This is a genomic window from Pseudomonas oplopanacis (genome assembly GCF_057128725.1).
The window spans coordinates 309,606-333,650 of sequence record NZ_JBSKHV010000001.1 but is presented as its reverse complement, the minus strand read 5'-3'; the positions used below and the strand labels follow the sequence as shown (position 1 = coordinate 333,650).

Annotated in this window: 19 protein-coding genes; 9 read left to right on the top strand and 10 right to left on the bottom strand. The window is 61.1% G+C overall.

Features of this window, described 5'->3' with window-relative positions; genetic code table 11:
- Positions 1–14: 14 nt before the first annotated feature.
- Both ACWKV5_RS01620 and ACWKV5_RS01615 read right to left on the bottom strand, forming a co-directional pair.
- Positions 15–473 carry a glycine zipper 2TM domain-containing protein gene (locus ACWKV5_RS01620; protein ID WP_483839871.1) on the bottom strand — a complete coding sequence of 153 codons (459 nt, stop codon included), beginning with the start codon at positions 471–473 and terminating at the stop codon, positions 15–17.
- A gap of 38 nt (positions 474–511) precedes the next feature.
- Positions 512–1,189: a DUF3313 domain-containing protein gene (locus ACWKV5_RS01615; protein WP_483839870.1), complete on the bottom strand. Its 678-nt coding sequence runs from the start codon at positions 1,187–1,189 to the stop codon at positions 512–514.
- 275 nt (positions 1,190–1,464) lie between these two features.
- Between ACWKV5_RS01615 and ACWKV5_RS01610 the strand changes: the two genes are divergently transcribed.
- Both ACWKV5_RS01610 and ACWKV5_RS01605 read left to right on the top strand, forming a co-directional pair.
- Positions 1,465–2,283, top strand: coding sequence for a DUF2092 domain-containing protein (locus ACWKV5_RS01610; protein ID WP_483839869.1), 819 nt, complete (start codon positions 1,465–1,467; stop codon positions 2,281–2,283).
- Between the two features lie 16 nt (positions 2,284–2,299).
- Positions 2,300–3,085 carry a hypothetical protein gene (locus tag ACWKV5_RS01605; RefSeq protein ID WP_483839868.1) on the top strand — a complete coding sequence of 262 codons (786 nt, stop codon included), beginning with the start codon at positions 2,300–2,302 and terminating at the stop codon, positions 3,083–3,085.
- Between the two features lie 59 nt (positions 3,086–3,144).
- Here ACWKV5_RS01605 and ACWKV5_RS01600 read toward each other — a convergent pair whose 3' ends face one another.
- The 5 genes from ACWKV5_RS01600 to ACWKV5_RS01580 all read right to left on the bottom strand — a co-directional run bounded on the left by ACWKV5_RS01600 (position 3,145) and on the right by ACWKV5_RS01580 (position 8,854).
- Complete coding sequence (locus tag ACWKV5_RS01600) at positions 3,145–4,731, bottom strand: class I adenylate-forming enzyme family protein (RefSeq protein WP_483839867.1); 1,587 nt, start codon at positions 4,729–4,731, stop codon at positions 3,145–3,147.
- Between the two features lie 40 nt (positions 4,732–4,771).
- Positions 4,772–5,548 (bottom strand): SDR family NAD(P)-dependent oxidoreductase, encoded by a 777-nt coding sequence (locus ACWKV5_RS01595; RefSeq protein ID WP_483839866.1) that lies wholly within the window; start codon positions 5,546–5,548, stop codon positions 4,772–4,774.
- A 72-nt stretch (positions 5,549–5,620) separates the two neighbouring features.
- Entirely contained in the window at positions 5,621–6,778 is a 1,158-nt protein-coding gene (locus ACWKV5_RS01590) for an acyl-CoA dehydrogenase family protein (protein WP_483839865.1), read from the bottom strand.
- A 9-nt stretch (positions 6,779–6,787) separates the two neighbouring features.
- Positions 6,788–8,035, bottom strand: a complete 1,248-nt coding sequence (locus ACWKV5_RS01585; protein WP_483839864.1) for a thiolase family protein — start codon at positions 8,033–8,035, stop codon at positions 6,788–6,790.
- Between the two features lie 33 nt (positions 8,036–8,068).
- On the bottom strand, positions 8,069–8,854 hold the full coding sequence (locus ACWKV5_RS01580) for an enoyl-CoA hydratase/isomerase family protein (protein ID WP_483839863.1): 786 nt from the start codon (positions 8,852–8,854) through the stop codon (positions 8,069–8,071).
- A 393-nt stretch (positions 8,855–9,247) separates the two neighbouring features.
- Here ACWKV5_RS01580 and ACWKV5_RS01575 point away from each other — a divergent pair, with 393 nt between their 5' ends.
- From ACWKV5_RS01575 to ACWKV5_RS01565, 3 genes are all read left to right on the top strand, one after another.
- On the top strand, positions 9,248–11,299 hold the full coding sequence (locus ACWKV5_RS01575; protein WP_483839862.1) for an alkyl/aryl-sulfatase: 2,052 nt from the start codon (positions 9,248–9,250) through the stop codon (positions 11,297–11,299).
- Between the two features lie 10 nt (positions 11,300–11,309).
- Entirely contained in the window at positions 11,310–12,764 is a 1,455-nt protein-coding gene (locus ACWKV5_RS01570; RefSeq protein WP_483839861.1) for a coniferyl aldehyde dehydrogenase, read from the top strand.
- Positions 12,765–12,841: 77 nt separating this feature from the next.
- Positions 12,842–14,605, top strand: coding sequence for an arylsulfatase (locus ACWKV5_RS01565; protein WP_483839860.1), 1,764 nt, complete (start codon positions 12,842–12,844; stop codon positions 14,603–14,605).
- A 255-nt stretch (positions 14,606–14,860) separates the two neighbouring features.
- On the opposite strand, the gene ACWKV5_RS01560 is transcribed toward ACWKV5_RS01565, so the two are convergent.
- The 3 genes from ACWKV5_RS01560 to ACWKV5_RS01550 are packed head-to-tail and all read right to left on the bottom strand — an operon-like array spanning position 14,861 to position 18,003.
- Entirely contained in the window at positions 14,861–15,979 is a 1,119-nt protein-coding gene (locus ACWKV5_RS01560) for a CaiB/BaiF CoA transferase family protein (protein WP_483839859.1), read from the bottom strand.
- A 37-nt stretch (positions 15,980–16,016) separates the two neighbouring features.
- On the bottom strand, positions 16,017–16,373 hold the full coding sequence (locus ACWKV5_RS01555) for a hypothetical protein (RefSeq protein ID WP_483839858.1): 357 nt from the start codon (positions 16,371–16,373) through the stop codon (positions 16,017–16,019).
- Complete coding sequence (locus ACWKV5_RS01550) at positions 16,342–18,003, bottom strand: GMC family oxidoreductase (RefSeq protein ID WP_483839857.1); 1,662 nt, start codon at positions 18,001–18,003, stop codon at positions 16,342–16,344. The genes ACWKV5_RS01555 and ACWKV5_RS01550 overlap by 32 nt, the downstream gene beginning before the upstream one ends.
- A gap of 212 nt (positions 18,004–18,215) precedes the next feature.
- On the opposite strand from ACWKV5_RS01550, the gene ACWKV5_RS01545 reads away from it, so the two are divergent.
- The 4 genes from ACWKV5_RS01545 (at position 18,216) to ACWKV5_RS01530 (ending at position 24,041) form a co-directional block, all read left to right on the top strand.
- A complete protein-coding gene (locus ACWKV5_RS01545; protein ID WP_483839856.1) occupies positions 18,216–19,265 on the top strand; it encodes an AraC family transcriptional regulator in 1,050 nt (349 codons plus the stop codon).
- 338 nt (positions 19,266–19,603) lie between these two features.
- Positions 19,604–21,433, top strand: a complete 1,830-nt coding sequence (locus ACWKV5_RS01540) for a DUF1302 domain-containing protein (RefSeq protein ID WP_483839855.1) — start codon at positions 19,604–19,606, stop codon at positions 21,431–21,433.
- A gap of 32 nt (positions 21,434–21,465) precedes the next feature.
- Entirely contained in the window at positions 21,466–22,830 is a 1,365-nt protein-coding gene (locus tag ACWKV5_RS01535) for a DUF1329 domain-containing protein (RefSeq protein WP_483839854.1), read from the top strand.
- Positions 22,831–22,964: 134 nt separating this feature from the next.
- Positions 22,965–24,041 carry a WD40/YVTN/BNR-like repeat-containing protein gene (locus tag ACWKV5_RS01530; protein ID WP_483839853.1) on the top strand — a complete coding sequence of 359 codons (1,077 nt, stop codon included), beginning with the start codon at positions 22,965–22,967 and terminating at the stop codon, positions 24,039–24,041.
- Positions 24,042–24,045: the final 4 nt, after the last annotated feature.

The following is a 24,045-nucleotide window of genomic DNA, read 5'->3' as shown; positions in this document are numbered from 1 at the left end:
TTCATCCGCGAGCGTTAACCGCCTTGTGGTACCACTCGGGCATCGTTACCTGAACCTTCGATGTAAACGTTCATGCCTTTACCCAAGGCGGGATTGATCGGTTGGGTCACCGATACCAGCACGCCACTTTTGACCCGCACGATGATCTGCTGCGCCTCAACCGGTTGGTCGTACTTTTTCTTCTCGGCGTAGTTACCGCCTACGGCACCGGCGAGCGCGCCGGCAACCATGGCGACATCGCGCCCGGTGCCATGCCCGATCAGGCTGCCGATGCCGAGCCCACCCAGGCCACCGAGCACAGCGCCGACACCACTGTCGTGGTTGGTTTGCATCTGTGTGAGGGTTATCTGCTCGATCTTTCCTGAGCGAATCTCCATCTCACCGGCACCACCACCGCTTGAGCCCACGGCGGCACAGGCACTGATCAACACCATCGCTAACGTGACAGTCATCCAGGACAGGACAGTTTTCATACTTTGACCTCTTTATCAGGAGTGGGTTGGAACAGGACTCAACTGCTAATGAACGCCCGCAGATCGGCAATCAGTTTGTCGATCGCGTCTTTAAAGTCCTTGGTGGTGATTTTCTGACTCTCGTTTTCCAGTTGACTGCCGAATACCTTGCGCACCACTTTGACCATCGACTGATGGGTTCTTGCATCAACGAACTCGGCTTCGATGAACAGATTGGTGTCTTGATCCCGGTGGCCGGTGGCTGCCTGTGTCGCGCCGATAACGGCCGCGATCGGCATCACCTCATACCACTTCATGCCTTCGTTCGAAGCGCTGACGCCGGTGATCGCTGCACGCAGGGTCAGCGGATGTGACCCGGCCGGTGCGGCGGCCGCACTGGACGCTCTGCGGTACTTCTGGCCCAGCACGCTTTTGGCTTTGCTGGACATGTAGTTCTGCAAGTCGGCCAGGGTTTTCTGATTGACCTGCTCATTGGGTTTCGGCGCGGGATAAAACTCCAGCGTCCTGAACGCGATGGTGTCGTACGCATCCGGGTTCCACGACGGGCTCACCCAGCGCATCGCCGTTCCACCGCTGGGCGTCTGGACTTCCTGCAGGTTGTTGTAGTTCGACAGGTAGCCGGAGTACTGCGTCGTCTCGGTGACCTTCGAGGTGCAACCGCCGAGCAGGAGCCCGGCCAATGCGGTGCCGAGGAGCAGGTTTCGGGACAGGTTCATGGTGATGCGTGCTCCATCGATAAAGCCCAATGGTTCATTCGTGATACAGCCGGTCAGCGCCCACCGGCTCTCGATATCCAGATACCGCTGCGGAGAGCGTAGGTAGCAATTGCGAAATATCCAGCAATTGCTGTCTTCGCTGATCGTTTGCGTTGCGTTGGGCCCGCTATTTTGTCGTTGGAATGGCGAATGCCATAAAACTGGGCTTTGCTGAAGTGCGACGTCACATCCGTCGCCAGGCGTTTAGCGCCTGACCTCTCTGCGGAGAACAGCCGATGCCCACCTTCCAACAACCTGTTCGCTGGCTCTCTCTCAGCGTTGTCATCGCTGCGTTCGCGACCCCGTTGTATGCCGCCCAGGCGCCAACCGTCGATGCACCGACGGTGCAGCTGGAGCCCAAGGCGCTGGATGTTCTCAAGGCCATGAGCGCCCGGCTGACCAGCACTCAGGGCCTGAGCTTCAAAGCCGTGACCACCTACGAAAAGCCCAGCCGGCTGGGGCCACCCCTGGCCTATAGCACGGTGGCGCTGGTCAATGAGCAGCGCCCGGATCGTCTGCGTGTCTTGACCTCGGGCGATGGCCCGGCCACCGAATTTTATTACGACGGCAAGCAGGCCTATGCCTATGAGCGAAAAGGCAACTTGCTTGCACAAGCCGATGCGCCGCCCACCATCGATGCGACGCTGGAGGCTGCGTACAAGCGCGCCGCCATTTATTTTCCTTTTACCGACGTGATCGTGGCTGATCCGTATAAAGACTTGTCCAGGGACATGCGTGTGGCGTTTTACGTCGGCCAGTCCACGGTGGTCGGCGATACCACCACCGATGTGATTGCCTACACCAGCGACACCGTGTTCGTCCAAGCCTGGATCGGTACCGAGGACAAGCTTCCGCGTCGGTTGCGCGCCGTGTTTCTCGATGACCCGAGCCGATCCCGGCATCAAGTCGATTTCATGGACTGGAAGCTCAGTTCAGCGATGCCTGCGGCGTTCTTCAAACCCGACCAGATCGAATCGGCGCACCGTATCAAGTTTGCCCCGCCTCCCGCCCTTCGTGCCCCGCAAGGCGTTAAAGACCCGGTCACAAAACCCTGAACGAGGAGGGTGAATCATGCACAGATCTACCTTGAAGTTCGCGGGCCTGTTAATCGCCGCGCTGATGTGTAACGAGGCGGCAGCCTGGTCGCATGCCGGCGGTTTTGGGCGTTCATACGGCGGTGGCGGTTCATGGAATCGTTCCGGCGAATTCGGCTCGGCGTCGGGCGGCGATGGTAGCTGGAGTGGCGAAACCGATCGCGGCGGCTCGGCCTCCGGCGGTGACGGCAGTTGGAGCGGTTCAGGCTATCGCGGCGGTTCGGCGTCCGGTGGCGATGGGTCTTGGGCAGGCACGGGTGCCGAAGGTGGAACAGCTGCCGGTGGGGAGGGTGCCTGGCATGCACAAGGTGAAAATGGCGCCGCTGCTGCTGGCTACCACGCGGACGGTTATGGCACGACGGCTTACCGGGGACCCGCTTATGGGGGAGGCGCTTACCAGTCCGTCCCCTACGGGACGGCTTACTACCATCCGCCCGCCGCTGTGATTGCCAGCAGCGGCTGTTATTACTGCGGCGGAGTCAATCCGGTTGCCGCCGCTGCGACGGGCGTGGCGGTGGGCTCGGCTGTCGGGTCGATGGTCGACGAGAACGCCGACGCCGACGATTTCAGCGCTGGCTATAACGCCGGGATGGTGGCTTCAGGACCGCCGACATTGCCCTTGGGCCAGACTTACGCCAGCCTGCCTCCCGGATGTAATTTGCAGACTTTCTCCCAGAACACGTACTACCAATGCGGCAATGCCTGGTTGCAACCGGCCTATGGCGCCAACGGGGTGTATTACACCGTGGTGACACCGCCGTGATCGCCCCAATTCCTGTGGGAGCGAGCTCGCTCCCACATTGGAGCTTCGTTGGCTTAGCTTCAGCTGACGTTGCGCAACGATCCCTTCCAGTACTTTTCCCGCACTTGTCGGCGCAGCACCTTGCCGACCACTGAAAGCGGTAGTTCATCGACGAACACCAGCGTTTTTGGCGCCTTGTAGCCGCCCAGTCGCGTGCGGGTCTGTGCGATCAACTCTTCGCAAGTCACGGTTTCACCCTGACGCAGGATGACTTCGGCATGCACGGCCTCACCCCATTCTGCATGCGGGATGCCGACCACGGCCGCCATCAGTACCGACGGATGCGCCGCCAGCGCTGCTTCGACTTCCACGGCGTAGACGTTGAAACCGCCGCTGATGATCATGTCCTTGAGCCGGTCGACGATGTACAGGAAACCGTCGCGGTCGATGTAACCCAGGTCGCCGGACTTCCACGCACCGTCGTCGAACTCGGCGGCCGTTGCTTCCGGGTTCTCGTAGTAACCCTTGATCACCGCTTTGCAGCGAATGCGGATCTCACCGGTTTCGCCAATCGGCAACGGCGTGCCGTCGGTATCGGCGATAAATATTTCGACACCGGGGGTCGGACGACCGGCCGACGACAAGCGTTGCAACGCGGTGGCGTCGCCGGGCTGGTGCGAGGCCTTGTCGAGCGCGGCGATGATCATCGGTGCTTCGGTGGCGGCGTAGCCCTGGACAAAAATCTGCCCGAAGCATTCCACCAGTTCACCCAGCTTGTCCGGGCTCATCGGCGCAGCACCGTAGATCAAGGTACTCAGCGAGGAGAAATCCTTGGGCGCGGCGCGTTGCATTTCCAGCAAGCGATACAGCACGGTCGGTACCAGGAACGAGTGGGTCACACGCTCCTTTTCCACCTGCTGACGCCAGGCTTCCATGTCCAGCTGGTTCATGGTCAGGTTGGTGCCGCCGCCGTAGAACGTCGGGAAAAACAGCATGATCGTGCCGTGGGACAGCGGCGACACATGTAACAGCCGAGTTGCGCAATTCAAGCCCAGATCGGTGTTGATAAACGCCGCGTCACGGCAGGCCATCCAGTTGTCGATCGAGTACATTGCGCACTTGCCTTTGCCGGTGGTGCCACCGGTGAAGCGCAACATGCAGAGGTGCTGGTCGGTATCGAGGCTCACATCGTTATCAAGGTCGGACGCAGCGTCCACCAGCGACCAGAAGCTGTGAACCCCTGGCAGGCTGGCTTGCTCGGCTGTGGGCGGGTCCATCACCACGATCTCGCAACCACGGTGGCGCAGCATGCCGTAGTAGCTGTCCAGCAAGCGGGTTTCGAGAAACACCACCCGGGGTTTGACCAGCTCGACCTGCCGCGCATGCTCTTCAAGCGGATCGCGCAGGTTGGTCATGACCACCGTGCCTTCCTGCTTGAAGGTGCTGGGAAACATCATCAGGCTGAGGTTGTCGTTTTCCAGGATCAGCATGAAGCGTTCGCCCGCGCGCACGTTCAGCATCGAGCGCAGGACATCGGCGATACGGTTGGTCAGCAGATGGTACTGCTCGTAGGTGTAGCGCCGATTACGCTCGATGTTGACGATGGCTTCCTGGTCGCGATGACGCAACGCGAGCAAGTGCATGACCCGGCTAAAGTTCATTTTCATGGTGGACCGCTCCAATAGCTCCAGAAGACCGCAGCGCGAGTTATCGGGCACGCATGCGCGAGGCGGCATCCAGGCGGATGGTCTCGCCGTTGACGTAGGCGTTTTCGATCAGGAACGCGCAGCAATGTGCGAACTCACGCATGTCACCCAGGCGTTTCGGCGATTCCATCTGCTCTTTCAGCGAGTTGAGAATCTTCTCGTCGAGACCGGCGACCATGGTGGTCAGGAACAGGCCCGGCGCGATGGCGTTGACGCGCACACCAATCTCGCCCAGTTCACGGGCAGCCGGCATGTTCATGCCGATCACGCCAGCCTTGGTGGCCGCGTAGGCGCACTGACCGACCTGGCCTTCATAGGCCGCGCCGGACGACACGTTGATCACCACACCGCGTTCTTCGCCGGCTTCGGCTTCGTTGTTGGCCATCTGCTCGGCGCATTTGGACATGACGTTGAACACGCCGTTGAGGTTGATCGCGGTGGCCTGGGCGAAGCGGGCCAGCGGGGCAGCCTTGCCTTCACGACCGAGGACTTTGAAACCGGTCGGTACGGCGGCGCCGTTGATGCACACATGGAGGGCGCCGAATTTTGCGACCACTGCGTTGACGGCGTTTTGCACCGAGGCTTCGTCGCTGACGTCGGTTTGCACGAACATCGCGCGATCGCCGCCAATGCTGGCCACGGCTTTCTCGCCGGCTTCGATGTTCAGGTCGAAAATTGCCACGCGGGCGCCTTTTTCACCGGCCATGTAGTGCGCAGTGGCCAGGCCCAGGCCCGAAGCGCCGCCGGTGATCACGATCACTTTGTCTTGAATACGCATGAGTGTGTCCTTGTTCGCTGCCCGGCCCAAACGGACCGGGTTGTTATTGTTAGAAGTGGAACGAGCGGTTGATCAGAACGCGTTGACCCCGGTCAGGGCGCGGCCAATGATCAGTTGCTGGATCTGCGTGGTGCCTTCCGGAATCGGCACGATGATGGCTTCGCGGGCGAGTTTCTCGACCAGGAAGTCGGTGGTCACACCGGCACCGCCGTGAATCTGCACGGCTTGGCGGGCGATGGTGACCGCCGCTTCGCACGCGAAGTACTTGGCCATCGCCGCTTCCATTTCTGCCGGAATGCCGGCACCGATCATCTCGGCGGCGCGGTAAGTCAGCAGGCGGGCGGCGTCGACGTTGGTGGCCATTTCCGCGAGCATGGCGCTGATCAACTGGTGGCCAGCGATCACTTTGCCGTGCTGCTTGCGTTCCTTGGCGTAACGCACGGCTTCTTCCAGTGCGCGACGGCCGATGCCCAGGCCTTGAGCCGCCACGAACACGCGGGAGCGTTCGAAGAACGACAGGGTGTTTTTCAGTGCCTGGCCTTCGCCGCCGATGATGTTGCTGGCCGGAACGCGCACGTCGTTGAGGAAGATCTGCGCGGTGGACTGGCTGTTCCAGGCCATCTTGTGGATGTTCTGCACTTCATACGGATGTTCTTTGCGGTCGAGCAGGAAGTGCGTCAGGCCCTTGCGCGGGTCTTCGCCGGTGCGGCAGGTGCAGATCAGGAAGTCCGAGTATGAACCGTTGCTGATCCAGGTTTTTTCGCCGGTGATGATGTAGTCGTCACCGTCGCGACGGGCGCGAGTCTTGATTTCCAGCACATTGGAGCCGACATCCGGCTCCGAGATGCCGACGCTGACGAACGAATCGCCGCTGATCAGGCCCGGCAGGTAACGTTCGCGCAGGTGGTCCGGGGCGAGCTTCTCGAGCATTTGTGCGCCGAAGGAGTTGATGACCACCGGCGTCGACAGGTCGACCGAGCAGGCGGCGACCTCTTCGAACAACATAGTCATGGTCGGCCAGTCCAGACCGAGACCACCATGGGCCTCGCTGACGGCGCCACTGACCATGCCGAACTCGGAGAGCTGGCGCATCATCTCGGCCATTTTCTCTTTCGGCATGAACGTGTCGCGGTATTCCTTGTTGAACACCGGGTCGATCTTGTCGGCCAGGAAACGACGGAAACTCTCGACGGCTTCGAGTTGTTCCGGGGTGCGCATGACGTGTCCCATGGGGGCTCCTTAATTATTCTTGTTGGCGAGGATGTTGACGGCGACCACGGCTTCTTCGATGCCGAACAGGCCACCACCGTTTTCCTGAATGGCAATGCTTGCGCCTTCGACCTGGCGCTTGCCGGCTTCGCCGCGCAGTTGCGTGACCAGCTCATGGATTTGCCCAAGGCCCGTGGCGCCAATCGGGTGGCCCTTGGATTCCAGGCCTCCGGACGGGTTGATCGGCATGCGTCCGCCAACGGTGAAATCACCGCGCTCGGCAGCCGGACCGCCTTCGCCGAACGGCACCAGCATCAGCGATTCGGCGTTGAGGATTTCGCCGATGGCAGAGGCGTCGTGGACTTCCGCGACGTCGACGTCGGACGGATTCACACCGGCCAGGGCGTAGGCTTTCTTCGCGGCGAGATGGGCGATGATTTTTTCCGGCTCGTCCAGGCCACGGTTGCTGCCGGTCTGCACTACGCTGGCGAGGACACGAACCGCGCGCTCGCCGTCACTTTTCAGGCGCTTGAGGCCGTCGGCGTTGCACAGCAGCACGGCGGCAGCGCCGTCACTGATCGGCGAACACATCAAGGTGGTCAGCGGGTAGCAGATCGCGGGCGACCCCAGCACTTCGTCGATACTGAAGGCTTGCTGGAACTGCGAGAGCGGGTTGTGCACCGAATGCTGGTGGTTCTTGGCGGCGACTGCGGCAATTTGCCGTTGCGTGGTGCCGTAGCGCAGCATGTGATTGCGGGCAATGGAGGCATAGACGTCCATAAATACGCTGTAAGGACGCTCGGAAACGGTGCCCGGCGGCGGCACGATGCCTTCGCCCATGGCCAATAAAGTCTGCTTGTTCTGCTCGACGGTGGACACGTCCCAGCCGCCATCGAACACGGCGAACATCTTGGATTTGTCCGGGACATTCATCTTCTCTGCGCCGACGGCGAGGGCGATGTCGCACTGCCCGGCACGCAAGGCCAGGGTGGCGAGGTTGAACGCCGAAGAGCCGGAGGCGCAGGCGTTCTCGACGGAGAACACGGGTACGCCTTCGATGCCGATGCGGCGCATGGCAATTGGGCCGGGAATCCCGGTCTGACCCTGCAACATGCCGTTGGTCATGGTGCTGTAATACACCGAACCAACGTCGGCGGTGGTGGCGCCGGCATCTTTCAGCGCCAGGCCCACGGCTTCGTCGACCATGTCGTAGACGCTGCGGTCAAGCAATCGGCCAAACGGCGTCATGCCAACGCCCACTACATAAATATCGTTCATTGTCTGTTCCTGCGGGGGTGGGGGCGTGGTGGCCTAGCGGCCCTTGAAGTTCGGTGCGCGTTTTTCGCCGAAGGCTTGCAGGCCTTCCTGGAAATCGGCGGTGCGCAGGTGCTGACGCAGCATCACTTGCTCGTGCAGCAAGGCGTCGTCGCGGGATTTGTCAGCCGAGGCGCGGGCCACTTCTTTCATGCGGCGCAGGGCGATCGGGCTCTTTTTGGCAATTTGCGTGGCCAGCTTCACGGCGGCGTTGGCGAGTTCGTCGTCGGCGTGGACTTCGCATACCAGGCCGTAGCCTTGCATTTCAGCAGCCGAGAGGGATTTGCCGGTCATCAGCAAGTACATCGCGATGTTCAGCGGGATCAGGCGCGGCAGCACGGCGGCGCCGCCAGCGCCAGGAAAGACACCGAAATTGGCATGGGCGTCGGCCAGGGTCGCGCTTTGTGCGGCGACCACGATGTCGGCGCACATCGCCAGTTCCAGACCCCCGGCCATGGTCACGCCGTTAAGGGCGGCGATCACTGGTTTAGGGAAATTACGCAGCTGACCGAAGACTTGATTGGCGCGGTCGAGGAAATCGGCTTCGCCAGCGGGCAGGCTGCTGCCGGCCAACACTTCTTTCAGGTCGGCACCGGCGCAGAAGGCCGGACCGTTGCCGGTGAGGATCACCGCCCGCAGATCATCGTTGAGCGCGATGTCGTCGAGGCAGCGTTCCAGCTCGGCGAGGGTCGCCAGGTTCAACGCGTTCATGGCTCGTGGGCGATTGAGCGTCAAACGCGCCACCGGGCCGACGATTTCATACAGCAGCACATCATCACTCATGACAACTCCCCTTATTGTTTGCGCTCTATTGGCGTTGTTGATGGGCCGATAGTAGGAACGCAAGCGGGGCTGTCGCAGGTCATTGCAACGAAAGCGGTTGTCCGCAGGGGAGGGCTATCCGTCAGTTCGGATGCTGACCTGTGGCGAGGGGGCTTGCCCCCGTTGGACTGCGCAGCAGTCCCTATCTTTATTACGGGCGAAGGGGGCCGCTGCGCAGCCCAGCGGGGGCAAGCCCCCTCGCCACAGGTAATCACTCACCACAGGTTACTCATTGCCCGGTCTATCTGTACGGTCTGTGAAGACAGATGAATTGATTGAGAAGACCCGCAACCCGGGCGCCTTGCTTGCACCATCGGAACGGTATTCGAACAACAATTAGAGAGAGACCGTGCGATGAAGAAAGTCCGTGTAGTGCTGACGGTGTCAGTGTTGGCCGCCAGCATTGTCGGTGGGCTGCAATGGTCGCGAGGTCAAAGCGGCCTGCATCTGCAAGCAGTCGATAACAGCGCCGGGCAGGGTGGCCAGAAAGCCGCGACCGAGTCGACCATCGCCGCCAACGCGAACACCGCGCACAGCATGCCGGCCGTTGATCCGCTGGTAGAAGCGGACATCCAGCACGGTTTCATCGCCAGCCTGCCCGACGCCGAAACCATCGCCGCCGACGGTCACGTGGTGTACAGCCTCAAGGGCTATGAATTCCTCGGTGCCGCCGACGCGCCGGCCACGGTCAACCCGAGCCTGTGGCAGCAGGCGCGCAAAAGCATGGCCAACGGGCTGTTCAAGGTCACGGATGGTTTTTATCAGGTGCGCGGTCTCGACCTGACCAACATGACCATCATCGAAGGCAAGACCGGCCTGATCATCATTGACTGCAACCTCGCGACTGAGGTGGCGCACGCCTCGCTGGAACTCTATTACCAGCACCGCCCGCGCAAACCGGTGGTCGCGGTGTTCTACAACCACAGCCACGTCGATCACTTCGCGGGTATTCGCGGCATCGTCGATGAAGCGGACGTGAAATCGGGCAAGGTGCAGATCATTGCGCCGAAAGGCTTCATGGAGACAGCGGTCGCCGAAAACGTGATGGCCGGTAATGCCATGAGCCGTCGCGCCGAGTACCAGTTTGGCACCACGTTACCGCGCAGCCCCCAGGGCCAGATTGACCTAGGCGGCGCCAAGGCCTTGTCCAACGGCACCATCACCCTGATCCCGCCGACCCTGGAACTCGACCAGCCGGTGCAAACCCTCACAATCGATGGCGTCGAAATCGTCAACATGCTCGCACCCGGCACCGAAGCCCCCGCTGAGTTCATCCACTACTTCCCGCAGTTCAAAGTGCTGGATACCGGTGAACTGGCGCTGCCGACCCAACATCAATTGCTTACGTTGCGCGGGGCAACCATTCGCGATGGTCTGGCCTGGTCCAAATACCTGAACCAAGCGATGCATCAATTCGCACCTGGCGCCGACATTCTGGTGGGGCAGCACGGCTGGCCGGTGTTTGGTCAGGTGCGCGTGGTCAACTATCTGTCCAAGCAACGGGACATGTACAAGTGGCTGCACGACCAGTCGTTGCGCCTGATCAACAAGGGCTACAAACCAGTCGAGATCGCCGAATACATGCGCAGCCACGTGCCGGCGAGCCTGGCCAGCGAAACCTTTACCCATGGTTTTTACGGTTCGGTACAACGCAACTCCAAAGCGGTGTATCAGCAATACATGGGCTGGTATGACGCCAACCCGGCCAACATGGATGCGTTGTCCGATGGCGATTACGGCAAGAAATTCGTCGAATATGGCGGCGGTGCCGACGCCGTGTTGGCCCACGCGCGCACTGACTTTGCCAACGGTCAGTACCGCTGGGTGGCGCAAGCCATGAGCCATTTGATCTACGCCGAACCGGACAACAAGGCTGCGCGAGAGTTGTCCGCCGATGCGCTCGAGCAACTGGGTTATCAGGCCGAGTCCGCAGTGGAGCGCAACAGCTACCTGGCCGCGGCCATGGAACAACGCAGTGGCGGGAAGAAACTCGCTTCGCCATTGCGCACCGCCAGTCCCGACATGCTGCGTTCGCTGACCATCGACAACATTTTCGATTACCTGGGTGTGCGCCTGAAGGCGCCGGATGTCGAGGGCAAGCACATTGTCCTCAACTGGAACTTCACGGATGTCGGGCCTGACGGCAAGCGCTACATGCTCAATCTGGAAAACTCGGCGTTGACCTACGTCGCCGATTACAGCGCCGACAAGGCCGACGCCACGCTGTCCCTGACCCGCGAAACGCTGAACGCCATCCTGGCGGAAAAGCTCTCGCCGATTGAGGCGGTGATCAAAGGTCAGCTGAAGATCGACGGCAGCAAGATCGCGGTCTATGACGTATTGGGCTCGCTGGACAAATTCTCGCCGGACTTCGAACTGATCGGCCCCAATGCGCCCGCACAATAGGATGACGACCATGCACTCGCCTCTTGCTGATGATGCGCACAGTCTGTTTGTTCCTGCCTCGACACGGGTCGCGGCGGTGCTCGCCCGTCAACAGGCCGCTTCCTTGGCCGAGGGGCCGCCGTCCGCCGAGCTGCGCATTGAGCGGATCAACCGGGTGATCAAGCTGTTGCTGGACAACCAGCAGGCACTTTGCGACGCCTTGGCCAAGGACTTCACCTGGCGCAGTCATGATCAGTCGCTGCTGGCGGATGTGTTGCTTCCGGTGCAGGGCCTGAAATATGCGCGCGATCGCGTGCGCCAATGGATGCGTCCGCAGCGCCGCAAAGCCGAACTGGGCAGCGGTTGGCTGGGTGCCCGGGCTGAAATCCGTTTTCAGCCGCTGGGAACGATCGGCATCATCTCGCCGTGGAATTTCCCGATTGCCATCGCGCTGGGGCCATTGGCCGAAGCGCTGGCGGCGGGCAATCGGGCGATTCTGCTGTTTTCCGATCAGTCGCCCGCCACGGCCAGCCTGCTGATCGAACTGCTGACCAGGCAGTTCGACGACACCGAAGTGGCAGGCTTCATCGGCGGTGCCGAGTTCGGCGCGGCGTTTTCCGCGTTGCCGCTGGATCACCTGGTGTTTACCGGCAGTCCACGGGTCGGGCGGCTGGTGATGCGCGCCGCCGCAGAAAACCTGACACCGTTGACCCTGGAACTGGGCGGCAAGTCGCCGACCATCATCGGTCGCGGCGCCGATCTGCAAAACGCCGCCAAGCGTATCTGGGGCGGGAAGGGCGTCAGCGCCGGGCAGGCCTGTATCGCCCCGGATTATGTGTTTGTGCACGAGGATGACCTCGAACGCTTGTTGACCTTCATGCAGGTCGAAATGCAGCGCCTGTTCCCGACGCTGCTGAACAATCCGGACTACACGGCCATGGCGACGCCCGGGCAATACCAGCGGATGCAAGCCTGTCTGCAAGACGCCCGTGAGCATTGCGTCAGGGTGATCGAGGTCAATCCGGGTAACGAGGATTTGAGCGCTTCACGCAAGATCGCACCGACCCTGGTAGTTGATCCGCCAGACTCGACGCGGGTGATGCAAGAGGAAGTGTTTGGCCCGTTGCTGCCGATTCGCGGTTATCGCGATATCAACGAAGTGCTTGCGTACATCAATGCGCATCCAAGGCCTCTGGCGCTGTATTACTTCGGTGACAACCGCGCTGAAGCCAAGCACGTGCTGGAACGCACCCATTCGGGGGGCGCGTGTATTAATGAAGTCATGCAGCACCTGTTCCAGACTGACTTGCCCTTTGGCGGCTGTGGACACTCAGGTTTTGGTCGTTACCGGGGCGGATACGGGTTCAAGGCATTCAGCCTGGAACGTTCGGTGTTCACACCGCCGCGTTGGGACGTCATGGGTCTTTTACGCCCGCCCTACGGCCGGCTGTTTCGCCGGGTCGTTGGTGCTCTATTGAAACCCTGACCCGAGCCCAACACCCATCAACTGTGGGAGCCATGTGAAACAGATTTTATGACAGGCAAAAACAAAGGAAACCCTGGATGACTCCGTTGAAGCCACTAGCCCTGGCAATGTGTTGCCTGGCGTTCGCCAGCCAAAGTTTCGCCGCCTCCAAACAGCCGAACATCGTGGTGCTGGTCGCCGACGACTGGGGCTACAGCGATGTCGGTTCTTTCGGCAGTGAAATCGCCACGCCGAACATCGACACCCTGGCTCGCGAAGGTGTGCGCTTTTCCGACTTCCATGTCACCGCCTCCTGCTCGCCGACGCGTTCGATGCTGCTGACCGGCGTCGACAACCATCGCAACGGTGTCGGCAACATGCCGGAAACCATGCCCGAGGAACACTTGGGCAAACCCGGTTACAGCGGTGTACTCAACGACAATGCAATCACCGTCGCCCGCCGCCTCAAGGAGGGCGGTTACCGCACCTACATCACCGGTAAATGGCACTTGGGCAAAACCCCGGACACCTTGCCAAACAACCGTGGCTTCGACCGCTCGTTCATCCAGGCCGACAGCGGCTCGGATAACTGGGAAGAACGCCCTTACGCGCCGCTGTACGACAAGGCCGCCTGGTTCGAGAACGGCCAGCCGGCGCATCTGCCGAAGGACTATTACTCCTCGACCTTCATCGTCGACAAGGCGCTGGAGTACATCGAGAACGACCGGCAGGACGGCAAGCCGTTTTTCGCCTACCTGGGTTTTCAGGCCAACCACGTTCCGGTCCAGGCGCCCAAGGCGAACATCGACAAGTACAAGGGACGCTATGACGCTGGCTGGACCGCGTTGCGCAATGAGCGACGCGACCGGGCGGTGGAACTGGGCCTGATCCCGGCCGGTGTCGGCATGCAAACCATGGCCAGTACCGCCGACTGGAACGCGCTGGATGAGCATGAAAAACGCTACGAAGCGCGGCGCATGGAAGTCTATGCCGGCATGGCGGAAACCATGGACCAGGAAATCGGCCGCTTGATCCAGCACCTGAAAGACACCGGCGAGTACGACAACACCGTGTTCGTGTTCCTGTCCGATAACGGCAGCGAACCCACCGACCCGTATGCCATCCCCGCCGTGCGGCTGTGGCTGGAAATGAACTACACCCGCCAGCTCGATCGCCTGGGCAGCAAGGGTGCCTTCACCAGCATCGGCCCGAGCTGGGCCAGTGCCGCCGCGTCGCCATTGAGCGGCTACAAGTTCTTTGCCGGCGAGGGCGGTTTGCGCACGCCGTTGATCGTTTCAGGCGTGCCTGGCATTCAGGCCAATCACATCGCCAAAGCCTTTACCCACGTCAATGACATCGTCCCAACCTTGCTGGAAGTGGCCGGCGTGCCGGTGCATAACGGCCAGTTTCAAGGTCGAGCCGTGGAGCCAATGATCGGCAACAGCCTGGTGCCGGTGGTCACTGGCGTGACGGAGCGTGTGCACCCAGAAGATCAAGCCATCGGCTATGAACTGTCCGGCAGCGCCGCGTTGTTCAAAGGCGATTACAAACTGGTGAAAAGCCTCAAACCGGTGGGCAACGAGCAATGGCACCTCTACAACATCGTCACCGACCCAGGTGAGGTCAGCGACCTGCAACAGCAGATGCCCGGGCGCTTTGTGGCCATGCAGGCCGACTACGCCGAGTACGCCCGCGTCAACGGCGTGCTGCCGATGCCGGCCGGTTATGACTACATGCACCAGGGGCAAATGTATGCCTTGAAACACGTGGTCATTCCCAAACTCAAGGCTGCCGCGCTTGCGGTGCTGGTGGTATTGGTGGGCGTGCTGGTGTGGCGGCGTCGTCGCCAGCAGCGGGGTTGAATGATGAGACGCCTCAACTGAAAACTGATGTGGCGAGGGGGCTTGCCCCCGTTGGACTGCGCAGCAGTCCCCTTTTTTTGGGGTGAAGAGGGGGCCGCTTCGCGACCCAACGGGGGCAAGCCCCCTCGCCACAAAAGCGTGTCTGGCCCACGTCCTGCGACCCAGTTAAAACGCAGAACCTGTGGGACCAAGCTCGCTCCCACAGGGGATTGTGGAACTCCGGTACTTATCTGATGGGCATCTGGCGCCGGTTTTTCAGAGCAGCCGCTGGATCTGCTCTTCACTCAAGCCTGCCTTGCGCAGAATGCCTGTGCTGTGTTCGCCACGGATCGGCACGTTGCCCACCGCCGAAGGCGTCGCGGAAAACCGGGGCGCCGGTGCCGCCTGCAACACGCCATCCTTGCGCGAATACACGCCGCGTTCGGCCATGTGCGGATGTTCAAGGGCTTCGGCCGGCGTCAGTACCGGGGCAAAGCACGCATCGGTACCTTCCAGTAGATCGATCCAGTGCTGGCGTGGCTGGCTGGCAAACACGGCTTCCAGGCGCGTGCGCAACGGGCCCCACTGGCGCGGATCGTACGGGCTCTTGAAGTCCGGGTCGTCACCCAGTCCCAATTTGCTGAACAGCAAGGCATTGAACTGCGGTTCAAGGGCTTGCACGCTGACGAACAAACCGTCGGCGCAGGCGTACGTGCGGGCCCAATGGGCGCCGTCGAGCAACCCGCGACCGCGTTCCAGCGGCTGCTGACCGGCGGAGTGCGCGGACAGCAACAGGTTCATCAGGTTGGCGCTGCCATCGACAATCGCCGCGTCCACCACCTGCCCGACGCCGTTGGTGCTGGCGTTAATGATCCCCGCCAGAATGCCCATCGCCAGGTACAACGCACCACCCCCCAGATCACCCACCAACGTCGGCGGTGCCATCGGCGGCTGGCCGGCCTCGCCGCTGAACCACAAGGCGCCGGAGAGGGCGATGTAGTTGAGGTCGTGGCCGGCAGCCTGGGCCAACGGCCCGTGCTGGCCCCAACCGGTCATGCGCCCGTAAACCAGTCGCGGATTGCGCGCCAGGCACACGTCGGGGCCAAGGCCCAGACGCTCCATGACACCGGGACGCATGCCTTCGATCAGCGCGTCGGCGCCCTCGATCAGACGCAGCACCGCTTCGATGGCGTCGGGGTCCTTGAGGTCGAGGGCAATCGACTGTTTGCCGCGATTGACGATGGCGTGCTTGCCCAGGTCGAGCATGTCGCCGCCCTTGCCGGCGCGTTCCACCAGGATCACCTCAGCGCCCATGTCCGCCAGCAACATGCCGCAAAACGGCCCCGGTCCGATACCGGCAATTTCGACGATACGAACGCCGTCCAATACGCCCATGTGCGTACTCCTTTGGATGTTTGAAAATGAGGGGAGGTTAACGACGCAAAAACAACGCGCTCAGCACGGCATGCAACACCACCGCCGGCCACAGCAATAAACCGCCGCCGACCAGCACGCCGATGTACGCCAGGTACAACGCAATCGCGCCGTTGTAGAACAGCATCGAACGCAGCGCGCCAGGGTTGGCCGGTCGCGGCCAACAGGCGATGCCGAGGGCAATCAAAGCGACGCCAAAACAACGGGCGATCAGATCGCTCGCGTCCGTCGCGATGCCCAGCAACAGCTGGCTGACCAGGCCCGGCGTGAGCAGCAACGCTACGCCGGTCGCCAGTTCGATGACCGCTGAAACCACCAGCAGCTTATGCGGGGTAAGGCTGCGTACTGGATTCATGATCGTCCTTCGAGGAAAGAGAGGCGCTTGCAGCGCGATCCTGACAAATAAACTCGGCGGCTTTTTCGCCGATCATCACTGTTGCGGCGGTGGTGCTACAGCCAATGATAGTCGGCATGATCGAGGCGTCGGCCACGCGCAAACCTTCCAGGCCATGCACCTTCAATCGGGCATCCACCACCGCCAGCTCATCGGCGCCCATTTTGCAGGTGCCGACCGGGTGATAGAGGGTGTCGGAACGGTTGCGCAACACCTGCTCGACTTCAGCGTCGCTGTTCATCGGCGCGTCAATCACATCCTGCGGGCAGAACGCCTTGAACGCCGGGGTGGCCATGACCTTCTGGATGATCCGGTAGCCTTCGACCAGCGTCTTGATGTCATCAGGATGGGTCAGGAACGCCGGGTCGATCAGCGGCGCGACCATCGGGTCGGCACTCGCCAGGGTCAGTTGCCCGACGCTTTTCGGATGCAATAGGCAGGCATGGACGCTCAGCCCGTGACCTCGATACAGCGTGCGCCCATGGTCGGCGAACATGGCGATGGTCAGCGCCAGTTCGATGTCGGCCTGGGCCAGTTCTGGTGAGGTTTTGACGAAGGCGCAGGCCTCGGCGAAATTGGTGGTCAGCGGCCCGCTGCGGCGGCGCCAGTAACGGATCGCCGCTTTGGCGATGTCCCAGGCACCGGCCAGCGACAGACCGATCAAGTTGCGCGACTTGACGCGATAGGAGTGCACGTAATCGATGTGATCCACCAGGTTCTGACCGACCCCTGGCAGTTCGTGAACCACCGGGATGTCGAATTTCAGCAACTGGCTGGTTGGCCCGATACCGGACAAAAGCAGCAGTTGTGGGGAGTTGAAGGCACCGGAACTCAAAATCAACTCATGCCGGGCGCGCAGGGTGCGTTTGGCGCCGTTCTGCACAAACTCGATGCCCACCGCTCGCTTGCCGTCGAACAGGATTCGCGTGGCGTGGGCGTGGGTTTCGATGTGCAGGTTGCTGCGATGGCGGTTTGGGGTGAGGTAGGCCTTGGCCGCGCTGCAACGCTGTCCGTCCTTTTGCATCACCTGAACGCGACCGAAGCCTTCCATGGTCGCGCCGTTCTGGTCGGGGCAGGGCGGATAACCCGCCTGTACACCGGCCTCGACAAAGGTTTCGCCAAACGGATTGGGCGAGGAATGGAAGCGCACATTCAACGGGCCGTTCTGGCCGTGCAGTTCGTCTTTGAAGTGTTCGTTGTGCTCGGCGCGCTTGAAGAACGGCAGCACGTCCTGATAGCTCCAGCCGGGGTTGCCCAAGACAGCCCAGCGGTCGAAATCACGCGGGTGGCCACGGTGATAGGCCATGGCGTTGATCGAAGAACTGCCGCCCAGGGTCTTGCCCCGTGGCTGGTAACCGATGCGACCATTCAAGCCCGGCTGCGGCACGGTCTGGTACTGCCAGTTGTTGATCGACGTCGGCACCATCGCCGCGACACCTGCCGGCATATGCACCAGCGGATGGCTGTCGGGGCCACCGGCTTCGAGCAGGCAGACGGAAATCGACGGATCTTCCGACAGGCGACTGGCAACCACGCAACCGGCCGCGCCCGCGCCAACTACGATGTAATCGAACTCTGCGTTCTGGCTCATGCTGTTCTTCTCTTTTTATTTGATGCACCACATGAACGCATTGTGGGTATAAGGCCGGCGCGGCACCGGTCAATAGAATCAATTCGCTGGTCAGTGGGGCAGGTGTCTATCGCGCCAAGCACTGGAACATCGTGAATATGCCCATCACCGAGCATTGACCGATGGACGGGGGGGGGCGAGTATCGGATTTCGCATCCCCAACAGGCAGGCCCATGTCAGGTTCGAAAATGGATACGCCCGGCACCGAAAACTCGTTGCGTGAAGAAGCCTTGCAGCCTTCCACCATCAGCAGCTACACCGTGGCCATCGCCCGCGCGCTGGACGCCAGTGGGGTCGACAGCAAGCGGATTTTCCTCGCGATGGGTATTCCGCTGGGCGTGGCGACCGATCCGATGACCCGCCTGCCGGTCGCGACGATGACCAAGCTCTATCGGGCCTGCGTCGATGTGACCAACAATCCGTATTTCGGCCTGACGGTGGCCAAGCATATTCATCTGACGCACCTGCATGCCTTGGGATACTCCCTGGCGGCGAGTGGCACATTGCTGGATTTCTGTCGGCGACTGGAGCGTTATTTTCGCCTGGTGTCCCAGGTCGCCAAGGTGCATGTCACGCAGGTGGATGACCAGGTGCTGTTCCGCTGCGATCACCTGCTGGAGCTGTGCTACGAGACTGAAGATGCGTTTTTCGGCTTTCTGATCCGTACCATGCGCTTGCTCTATAAACAGGAGTTCAAGCCGGTACGAATGGAGTTCTGTCGCCCCATGCCCCACGAAGGCGGGGCGCCTTACGAAACGTTGTACCGGTCGCCGGTATTGTTCGGGCAGGCCAGCAGCCTGATGGTGTTTCACAAGGCGGATATGGTCTATCCGCTCAGCGGATCGTGCCCGGAACTGGCGCAGGTCAACGACAACATCATCATCAGTTACCTGGCGCGCCTGGACAAAAGCGATGTGATCACCGGCGTGACCCAGAAGATCATCGAGTTCCTTCCGGACGGCGATTGCACCCGCGACCGGGTGGCCGGCGCGCTGCACATGAGCCCGACCAAGCTGCAGCTCAAACTGTCCCAGCGTGGCACGCATTTCCAGCAACTGCTCGACGACACCCGCAAGGAACTGGCGTACAGCTACCTGAGCCAGGCATCGCGGCCGGTGACTGAAATCACCTTTCTATTGGGTTTCAGTGACACCAGCAATTTCACCCGCGCTTTCAAGCGCTGGACCGGGCTGTCGCCCACGGATTTCCGCCAGCAACTCTGAAACCCAACCCCCCAGACAAACAACAATTCCTCTGTAGGAGTGGTCCCTGTGGCGAGGGGGCTTGCCCCCGTTTGAGTGCGTAGCACTCACAAGATCCTAGGTGCGATCAGTGATTTTGGGGCTGCTTTGCAGCCCAACGGGGGCAAGCCCCCTCGCCACAGTGAGCGGGAAGTTGCGCTGACCGATGATTTGGCCCAATTGACCGGCGACCCCCCCACCCCTCGCGATACAACAGTCTCGACCGATCCGGTCAGTGCTCCTTAGAGCAGGGCACTCCACCAAAGTCGGCATTTTTTGAATGACTTTTCGTGAAACCACAGAGAAGGCGAGCACGCTAGATGAATAACAACAATAAGATCTGCCATCCAAATCTGCGGCGCGGGCTGCTGGCTTCGGCGGTACTCGCCGGGCTGGGCATGGCGCCAGCGCAGGCGTTCGAATTTGATACGGGGAACGAGGACCTGACGGTTCGTTTCGACAACACCCTGAAATTCAACTACGCCCAGCGCGTAGAAGCACCGAACAGCAAGCTGGCCAACTCGTGGAACAACAACGACGGTGACCGCAACTTTTCTTCCGGCAGTCCGGTCGCCCAGCGTCTCGACGTCATGTCTGAACTGGACGTGGTGTACAAAAAACAGATGGGCTTTCGGGTCAGCGCCAACAGCTGGTACGACCATGCGTATGACGATATCGGCAGCTACAACCCGTCGACCAACCAGCTGAATGATGGCAAAGCTGATTCCAAGCACCAGAGCGGCTATGCCGACCGTTATTACAATGGTCCGTCCTCCGAGATCCTCGACGCCTTTGTGTTCGGCAGCACCGAAATCGGCGACGAGTCGATGCTCAGTGGCAAGGCCGGTAAGCACACGGTCTATTGGGGTGAAAGCGTTCTGGCCTTTGCCCACGGCAACAGCTATGGCCAATCGGGTCTGGACTTGTCCAAGGCCCTCGCAGTGCCGGGCACCGAAGCCAAAGAGCTGTTCATCCCGCGTAATCAGCTGTCCACCAGCTTCACCGTCAATCCGGAACTGACCCTCGCTGCGCAGTATTTTCTCGATTGGGATGCCGCACGCTTGCCGGAGTCCGGCACGTACCTGGGCTTCAACGACGGCATCCAGAGCGGCGGCCATAACCTGTCCTTGATTGGTGCGGCGAACCCGTTCTTCGGCGTCGCCGGGCCATTGGGTGCCAACCAGTTCCTGCGCCTCCAAAACGGTCATACGTTCACGCCGAGCAACAGCGGCGACTTTGGTTTGATGGCCAAGTGGAGTCCGGCGTGGCTGGACGGCACCATGGGCCTCTACTACCGCAAAACCTCGGACATCCTGCCCAATCTGGTGTTGCAACCGGGTGCTGTCACGCCTGCCGCAATCGCCTCGGGCACCATCGGCAGCTACAACCAGTTCTACGTGGATGACATCGATGTCTACGGTTTCAGCCTGGCCAAAAACATTGCGGGCGTGAGTGTCGGTTTCGACCTCAACTATCGCCACAACATGCCGCTGTCCAGCGTTCCGGCCACCGTCAACCCGACATTGGGCGCACGCGAAACCCCAGGGTTCATCAGCAGCTTCGATGGCGAAAACGGCGTGGCGCGCGGCAACACGGTGCACGCGGTGCTGAACGGCCTGACCACCTTCGGCGAAACACCGCTCTGGGACTCCTCCTCGTTGCTGGTTGAGCTCGCCTACAGCCGCTGGCTGGACGTGACGGAGAACAAGCAATTGTTCAAGGGTGAGGATTGGTACAACGGCGTCGACAAGGTCACCAAGGACAACTACATCGTCGGCATGAACTTCAACCCGACCTGGTACCAGGTGTTCCCCGGCATCGATATGTTCATGCCGGTCAGCTACAACGTTGGCCTCGCGGGCCAGTCGTCCGTGCAACTGGGCGGCAACAAAGGCACCGGCAGCTACTCGGTCGGCGTCGGCATGGATGTGCACAGCCAGTACCGCTTCGACCTCAAGTACGTCGATAACTTTGGCGATTTCGACACCTGTGGTTCTGCCGGCAACGCTTCCGCTCATGGCGATGGCGCCGCGCCCGGTGCCAACGGTCAATACAACTGCGTGCCCGGCCAGACCACTGCGTTTGCCGGTACCGTGGCCCAGCTCAAGGATCGCGGCATGGTCACTTTCACTTTCAAAACCACCCTCTGATCCGAGTGCTGTGAGTTAACAGGAGACACCCCATGAATTTTGCTAAAACACTATTGGCCACCGCCCTGGCGCTGGCCGTCGTCGGCTCCGCCCATGCGGCGGTCAGTGCCGATCAAGCGGCCAGACTGGGCACCAGCCTGACGGCAGTCGGTGCTGAGAAAGCGGCCAGCGCCGACGGTCTCATTCCGGCGTACACCGGCGGTCTGACCACGATTCCGACTGATTTCAAAACCGGCGACTCGTTCCGTCCGGACCCGTTCGGTGCCGACAAACCACGCCTGGTCATCACTGGCAAAGAATTGGCGGAGCAGAAAGACAAACTCACCGCGACCACGCAGGCGTTGCTCACCCGCTACCCATCGTATCGCCTTGATGTGTACCCGACTCACCGCAGCGTCGCCATGCCTCAGGCCGTCCTGGACAACACCGCGAAAAACGCGGTGACGGCCAAGACCACCGATGGCGGGCTGGGTCTGGAAAACTCCCTGCCGGGCGTACCGTTCCCGATCCCCGCTGACGGCTACGAAGCCATGTGGAACCACTTGCAGCGCTATCAAGGCGTGGCAATGACCAACAAGTACGACTCGTGGAACGTCGACTCCTCCGGTACTGCCTCGTTGAGCTCCACGGGTGTGTTCAACATCGAATACCCGCTCTTTGCTCCGTCGCGTGCAGCCGGTCCGGTAACGTCCGATGAAACGTACTACAAGATCAAGCTGACCTACACCGGCCCTGCACGTCGTGCCGGTGAAGCGCTGCTGTTGATGGACTCGGTCAACCCGCTGCAACAACCGCGTCGCGCCTGGCAATACCTGCCAGGGCAACGCCGCGTGAAACTGGCACCGGACCTGGCCTATGACACGCCAAACCCGGGTACTGTCGGCGCAGCGACCTATGACGATGCTTTCGTCTTCAACGGTGCGATGGACCGTTACGACTTCAAGCTGGTCGGCAAGAAAGAAATGTATGTGCCGTACAACACTTACAAGTTGAGCTACCACAAAGACGCGGCCGACGTGATGAAGGCCAACCACGTCAATCCGGATCTGATGCGCTGGGAGCTGCATCGGGTGTGGGTGGTGGAAGCCACGCTCAAACCGGGCAAGCGTCACATCTACAGCAAACGTACGTTCTACCTCGACGAAGACACCTGGATCGCCCTGGCCTCCGACGAGTATGACGCCCGTGGCCAACTCTACCGTGGCGGTTTCGCGCACCTGACCTACAGCTACGACGTGAAGGCTCCGGACACGATCAACCACATGACCTATGACCTGATTTCCGGTGCCTACAACGTCAACGGTTTCTACGGTCCTTACGGCGGCTTGAAGTACATCGATCCGCTGTCGAAGGCGCAGTGGTCTGCTGAATCGCTGGCTGGCGCTGGCATCCGCTAAACCCCCGCAATCCAATGTGGGAGCGGGCTTGCTTGCGAGGCCAGCACATTCAACAGGGATGTCGACTGTGTGGCCGCTATCGCGAGCAAGCTCGCTCCCACAAGGGAACCGTGGTGTGCACCGAGATAATAATAATGACGATGATCAAGTGGTTCCTGCTGGCCGCGTTGTCAGCTGCCCTGGCCGTGCCGTTCACCCGCCCGGTGTTCGCCGGCGAATTTGCCGATGTGCTCGACACGCCGGCACTGCCAAGCGAGCTGGCCGCGCGGTCGACGCTGACCGGACTGACTCACGCTGGTGACCGCCTGGTTGCCGTGGGCCAACGCGGGCACATTCTCTATTCCGATGATGCCGGTCAACACTGGCAACAGGCCCAAGTACCGGTCAGTTCCGACCTGGTTGCCGTGAATTTTCCAACCCCCCAACAAGGCTGGGCGGTCGGTCACGACGGCGTGGTCCTGCACAGCAGCGATGCCGGCCAGACCTGGACCCGACAATTGGATGGCCGTCAGGTCGGTCCGATCCTGCTCGATTACTACCAACACCAATTTGCCAGTCAACCGGATGATGCCGACCTGCAACACCGGGTCAGCGACGCGCAACGCATGGTCGAGGAGGGCGCCGATAAACCCTTCCTCGATGTCTGGTTCGAAAGCGATCAGGTCGGCTACATCGTCGGCGCGTTCAACCTGATTCTGCGCACCGACGATGGCGGTCGCCACTGGACGCCGTTGCTGGAGCGCACCGATAACCCGAGCGCGCTGAACCTCTACGCACTGCGCCCGGTGGGTGACGATTTGTTTATCGTCGGCGAGCAGGGCCTGGTGCTGAAACTGGACCGTGCGAGCGGCCGGTTCAACGCGATGCCGACACCGTACAACGGCAGCTTTTTTGGCATCACCGGCAAGCCGGGTGCGGCGCTGGTATTCGGTCTGCGCGGCAACGTTTACCGCAGCACTGACAGTGGCGTGAGCTGGAACAAAATCGAACTCGGCTTGCCCCTGAGCATCACTGCCAGCTCCGTCACGTCTGATGGCCGCATCGTGCTGGTCAGTCAGGCCGGCCATGTATTGGTCAGCAGCGACGACGGCGCAAGTTTTCATATTCAACCCACCACCACGATGGCCCCGGTGGCTGCTGCCCAAGTGGCCAATGGCAGTTCGCTGGTGCTTGCAGGCACCCGTGGCCTGCGTCAATTGCCTCTCGAATAAGCCC

What these genes read in the sequence shown, in the direction of transcription:
- ACWKV5_RS01620 (WP_483839871.1), bottom strand. Translation starts at nt 473, where the DNA reads ATGAAAACTGTCCTGTCCTGGATGACTGTCACGTTAGCGATGGTGTTG.
- ACWKV5_RS01615 (WP_483839870.1), bottom strand. Translation starts at nt 1,189, where the DNA reads ATGAACCTGTCCCGAAACCTGCTCCTCGGCACCGCATTGGCCGGGCTC.
- ACWKV5_RS01610 (WP_483839869.1), top strand. Translation starts at nt 1,465, where the DNA reads ATGCCCACCTTCCAACAACCTGTTCGCTGGCTCTCTCTCAGCGTTGTC.
- ACWKV5_RS01605 (WP_483839868.1), top strand. Translation starts at nt 2,300, where the DNA reads ATGCACAGATCTACCTTGAAGTTCGCGGGCCTGTTAATCGCCGCGCTG.
- ACWKV5_RS01600 (WP_483839867.1), bottom strand. Translation starts at nt 4,731, where the DNA reads ATGAAAATGAACTTTAGCCGGGTCATGCACTTGCTCGCGTTGCGTCAT.
- ACWKV5_RS01595 (WP_483839866.1), bottom strand. Translation starts at nt 5,548, where the DNA reads ATGCGTATTCAAGACAAAGTGATCGTGATCACCGGCGGCGCTTCGGGC.
- ACWKV5_RS01590 (WP_483839865.1), bottom strand. Translation starts at nt 6,778, where the DNA reads ATGGGACACGTCATGCGCACCCCGGAACAACTCGAAGCCGTCGAGAGT.
- ACWKV5_RS01585 (WP_483839864.1), bottom strand. Translation starts at nt 8,035, where the DNA reads ATGAACGATATTTATGTAGTGGGCGTTGGCATGACGCCGTTTGGCCGA.
- ACWKV5_RS01580 (WP_483839863.1), bottom strand. Translation starts at nt 8,854, where the DNA reads ATGAGTGATGATGTGCTGCTGTATGAAATCGTCGGCCCGGTGGCGCGT.
- ACWKV5_RS01575 (WP_483839862.1), top strand. Translation starts at nt 9,248, where the DNA reads ATGAAGAAAGTCCGTGTAGTGCTGACGGTGTCAGTGTTGGCCGCCAGC.
- ACWKV5_RS01570 (WP_483839861.1), top strand. Translation starts at nt 11,310, where the DNA reads ATGCACTCGCCTCTTGCTGATGATGCGCACAGTCTGTTTGTTCCTGCC.
- ACWKV5_RS01565 (WP_483839860.1), top strand. Translation starts at nt 12,842, where the DNA reads ATGACTCCGTTGAAGCCACTAGCCCTGGCAATGTGTTGCCTGGCGTTC.
- ACWKV5_RS01560 (WP_483839859.1), bottom strand. Translation starts at nt 15,979, where the DNA reads ATGGGCGTATTGGACGGCGTTCGTATCGTCGAAATTGCCGGTATCGGA.
- ACWKV5_RS01555 (WP_483839858.1), bottom strand. Translation starts at nt 16,373, where the DNA reads ATGAATCCAGTACGCAGCCTTACCCCGCATAAGCTGCTGGTGGTTTCA.
- ACWKV5_RS01550 (WP_483839857.1), bottom strand. Translation starts at nt 18,003, where the DNA reads ATGAGCCAGAACGCAGAGTTCGATTACATCGTAGTTGGCGCGGGCGCG.
- ACWKV5_RS01545 (WP_483839856.1), top strand. Translation starts at nt 18,216, where the DNA reads ATGTCAGGTTCGAAAATGGATACGCCCGGCACCGAAAACTCGTTGCGT.
- ACWKV5_RS01540 (WP_483839855.1), top strand. Translation starts at nt 19,604, where the DNA reads ATGAATAACAACAATAAGATCTGCCATCCAAATCTGCGGCGCGGGCTG.
- ACWKV5_RS01535 (WP_483839854.1), top strand. Translation starts at nt 21,466, where the DNA reads ATGAATTTTGCTAAAACACTATTGGCCACCGCCCTGGCGCTGGCCGTC.
- ACWKV5_RS01530 (WP_483839853.1), top strand. Translation starts at nt 22,965, where the DNA reads ATGACGATGATCAAGTGGTTCCTGCTGGCCGCGTTGTCAGCTGCCCTG.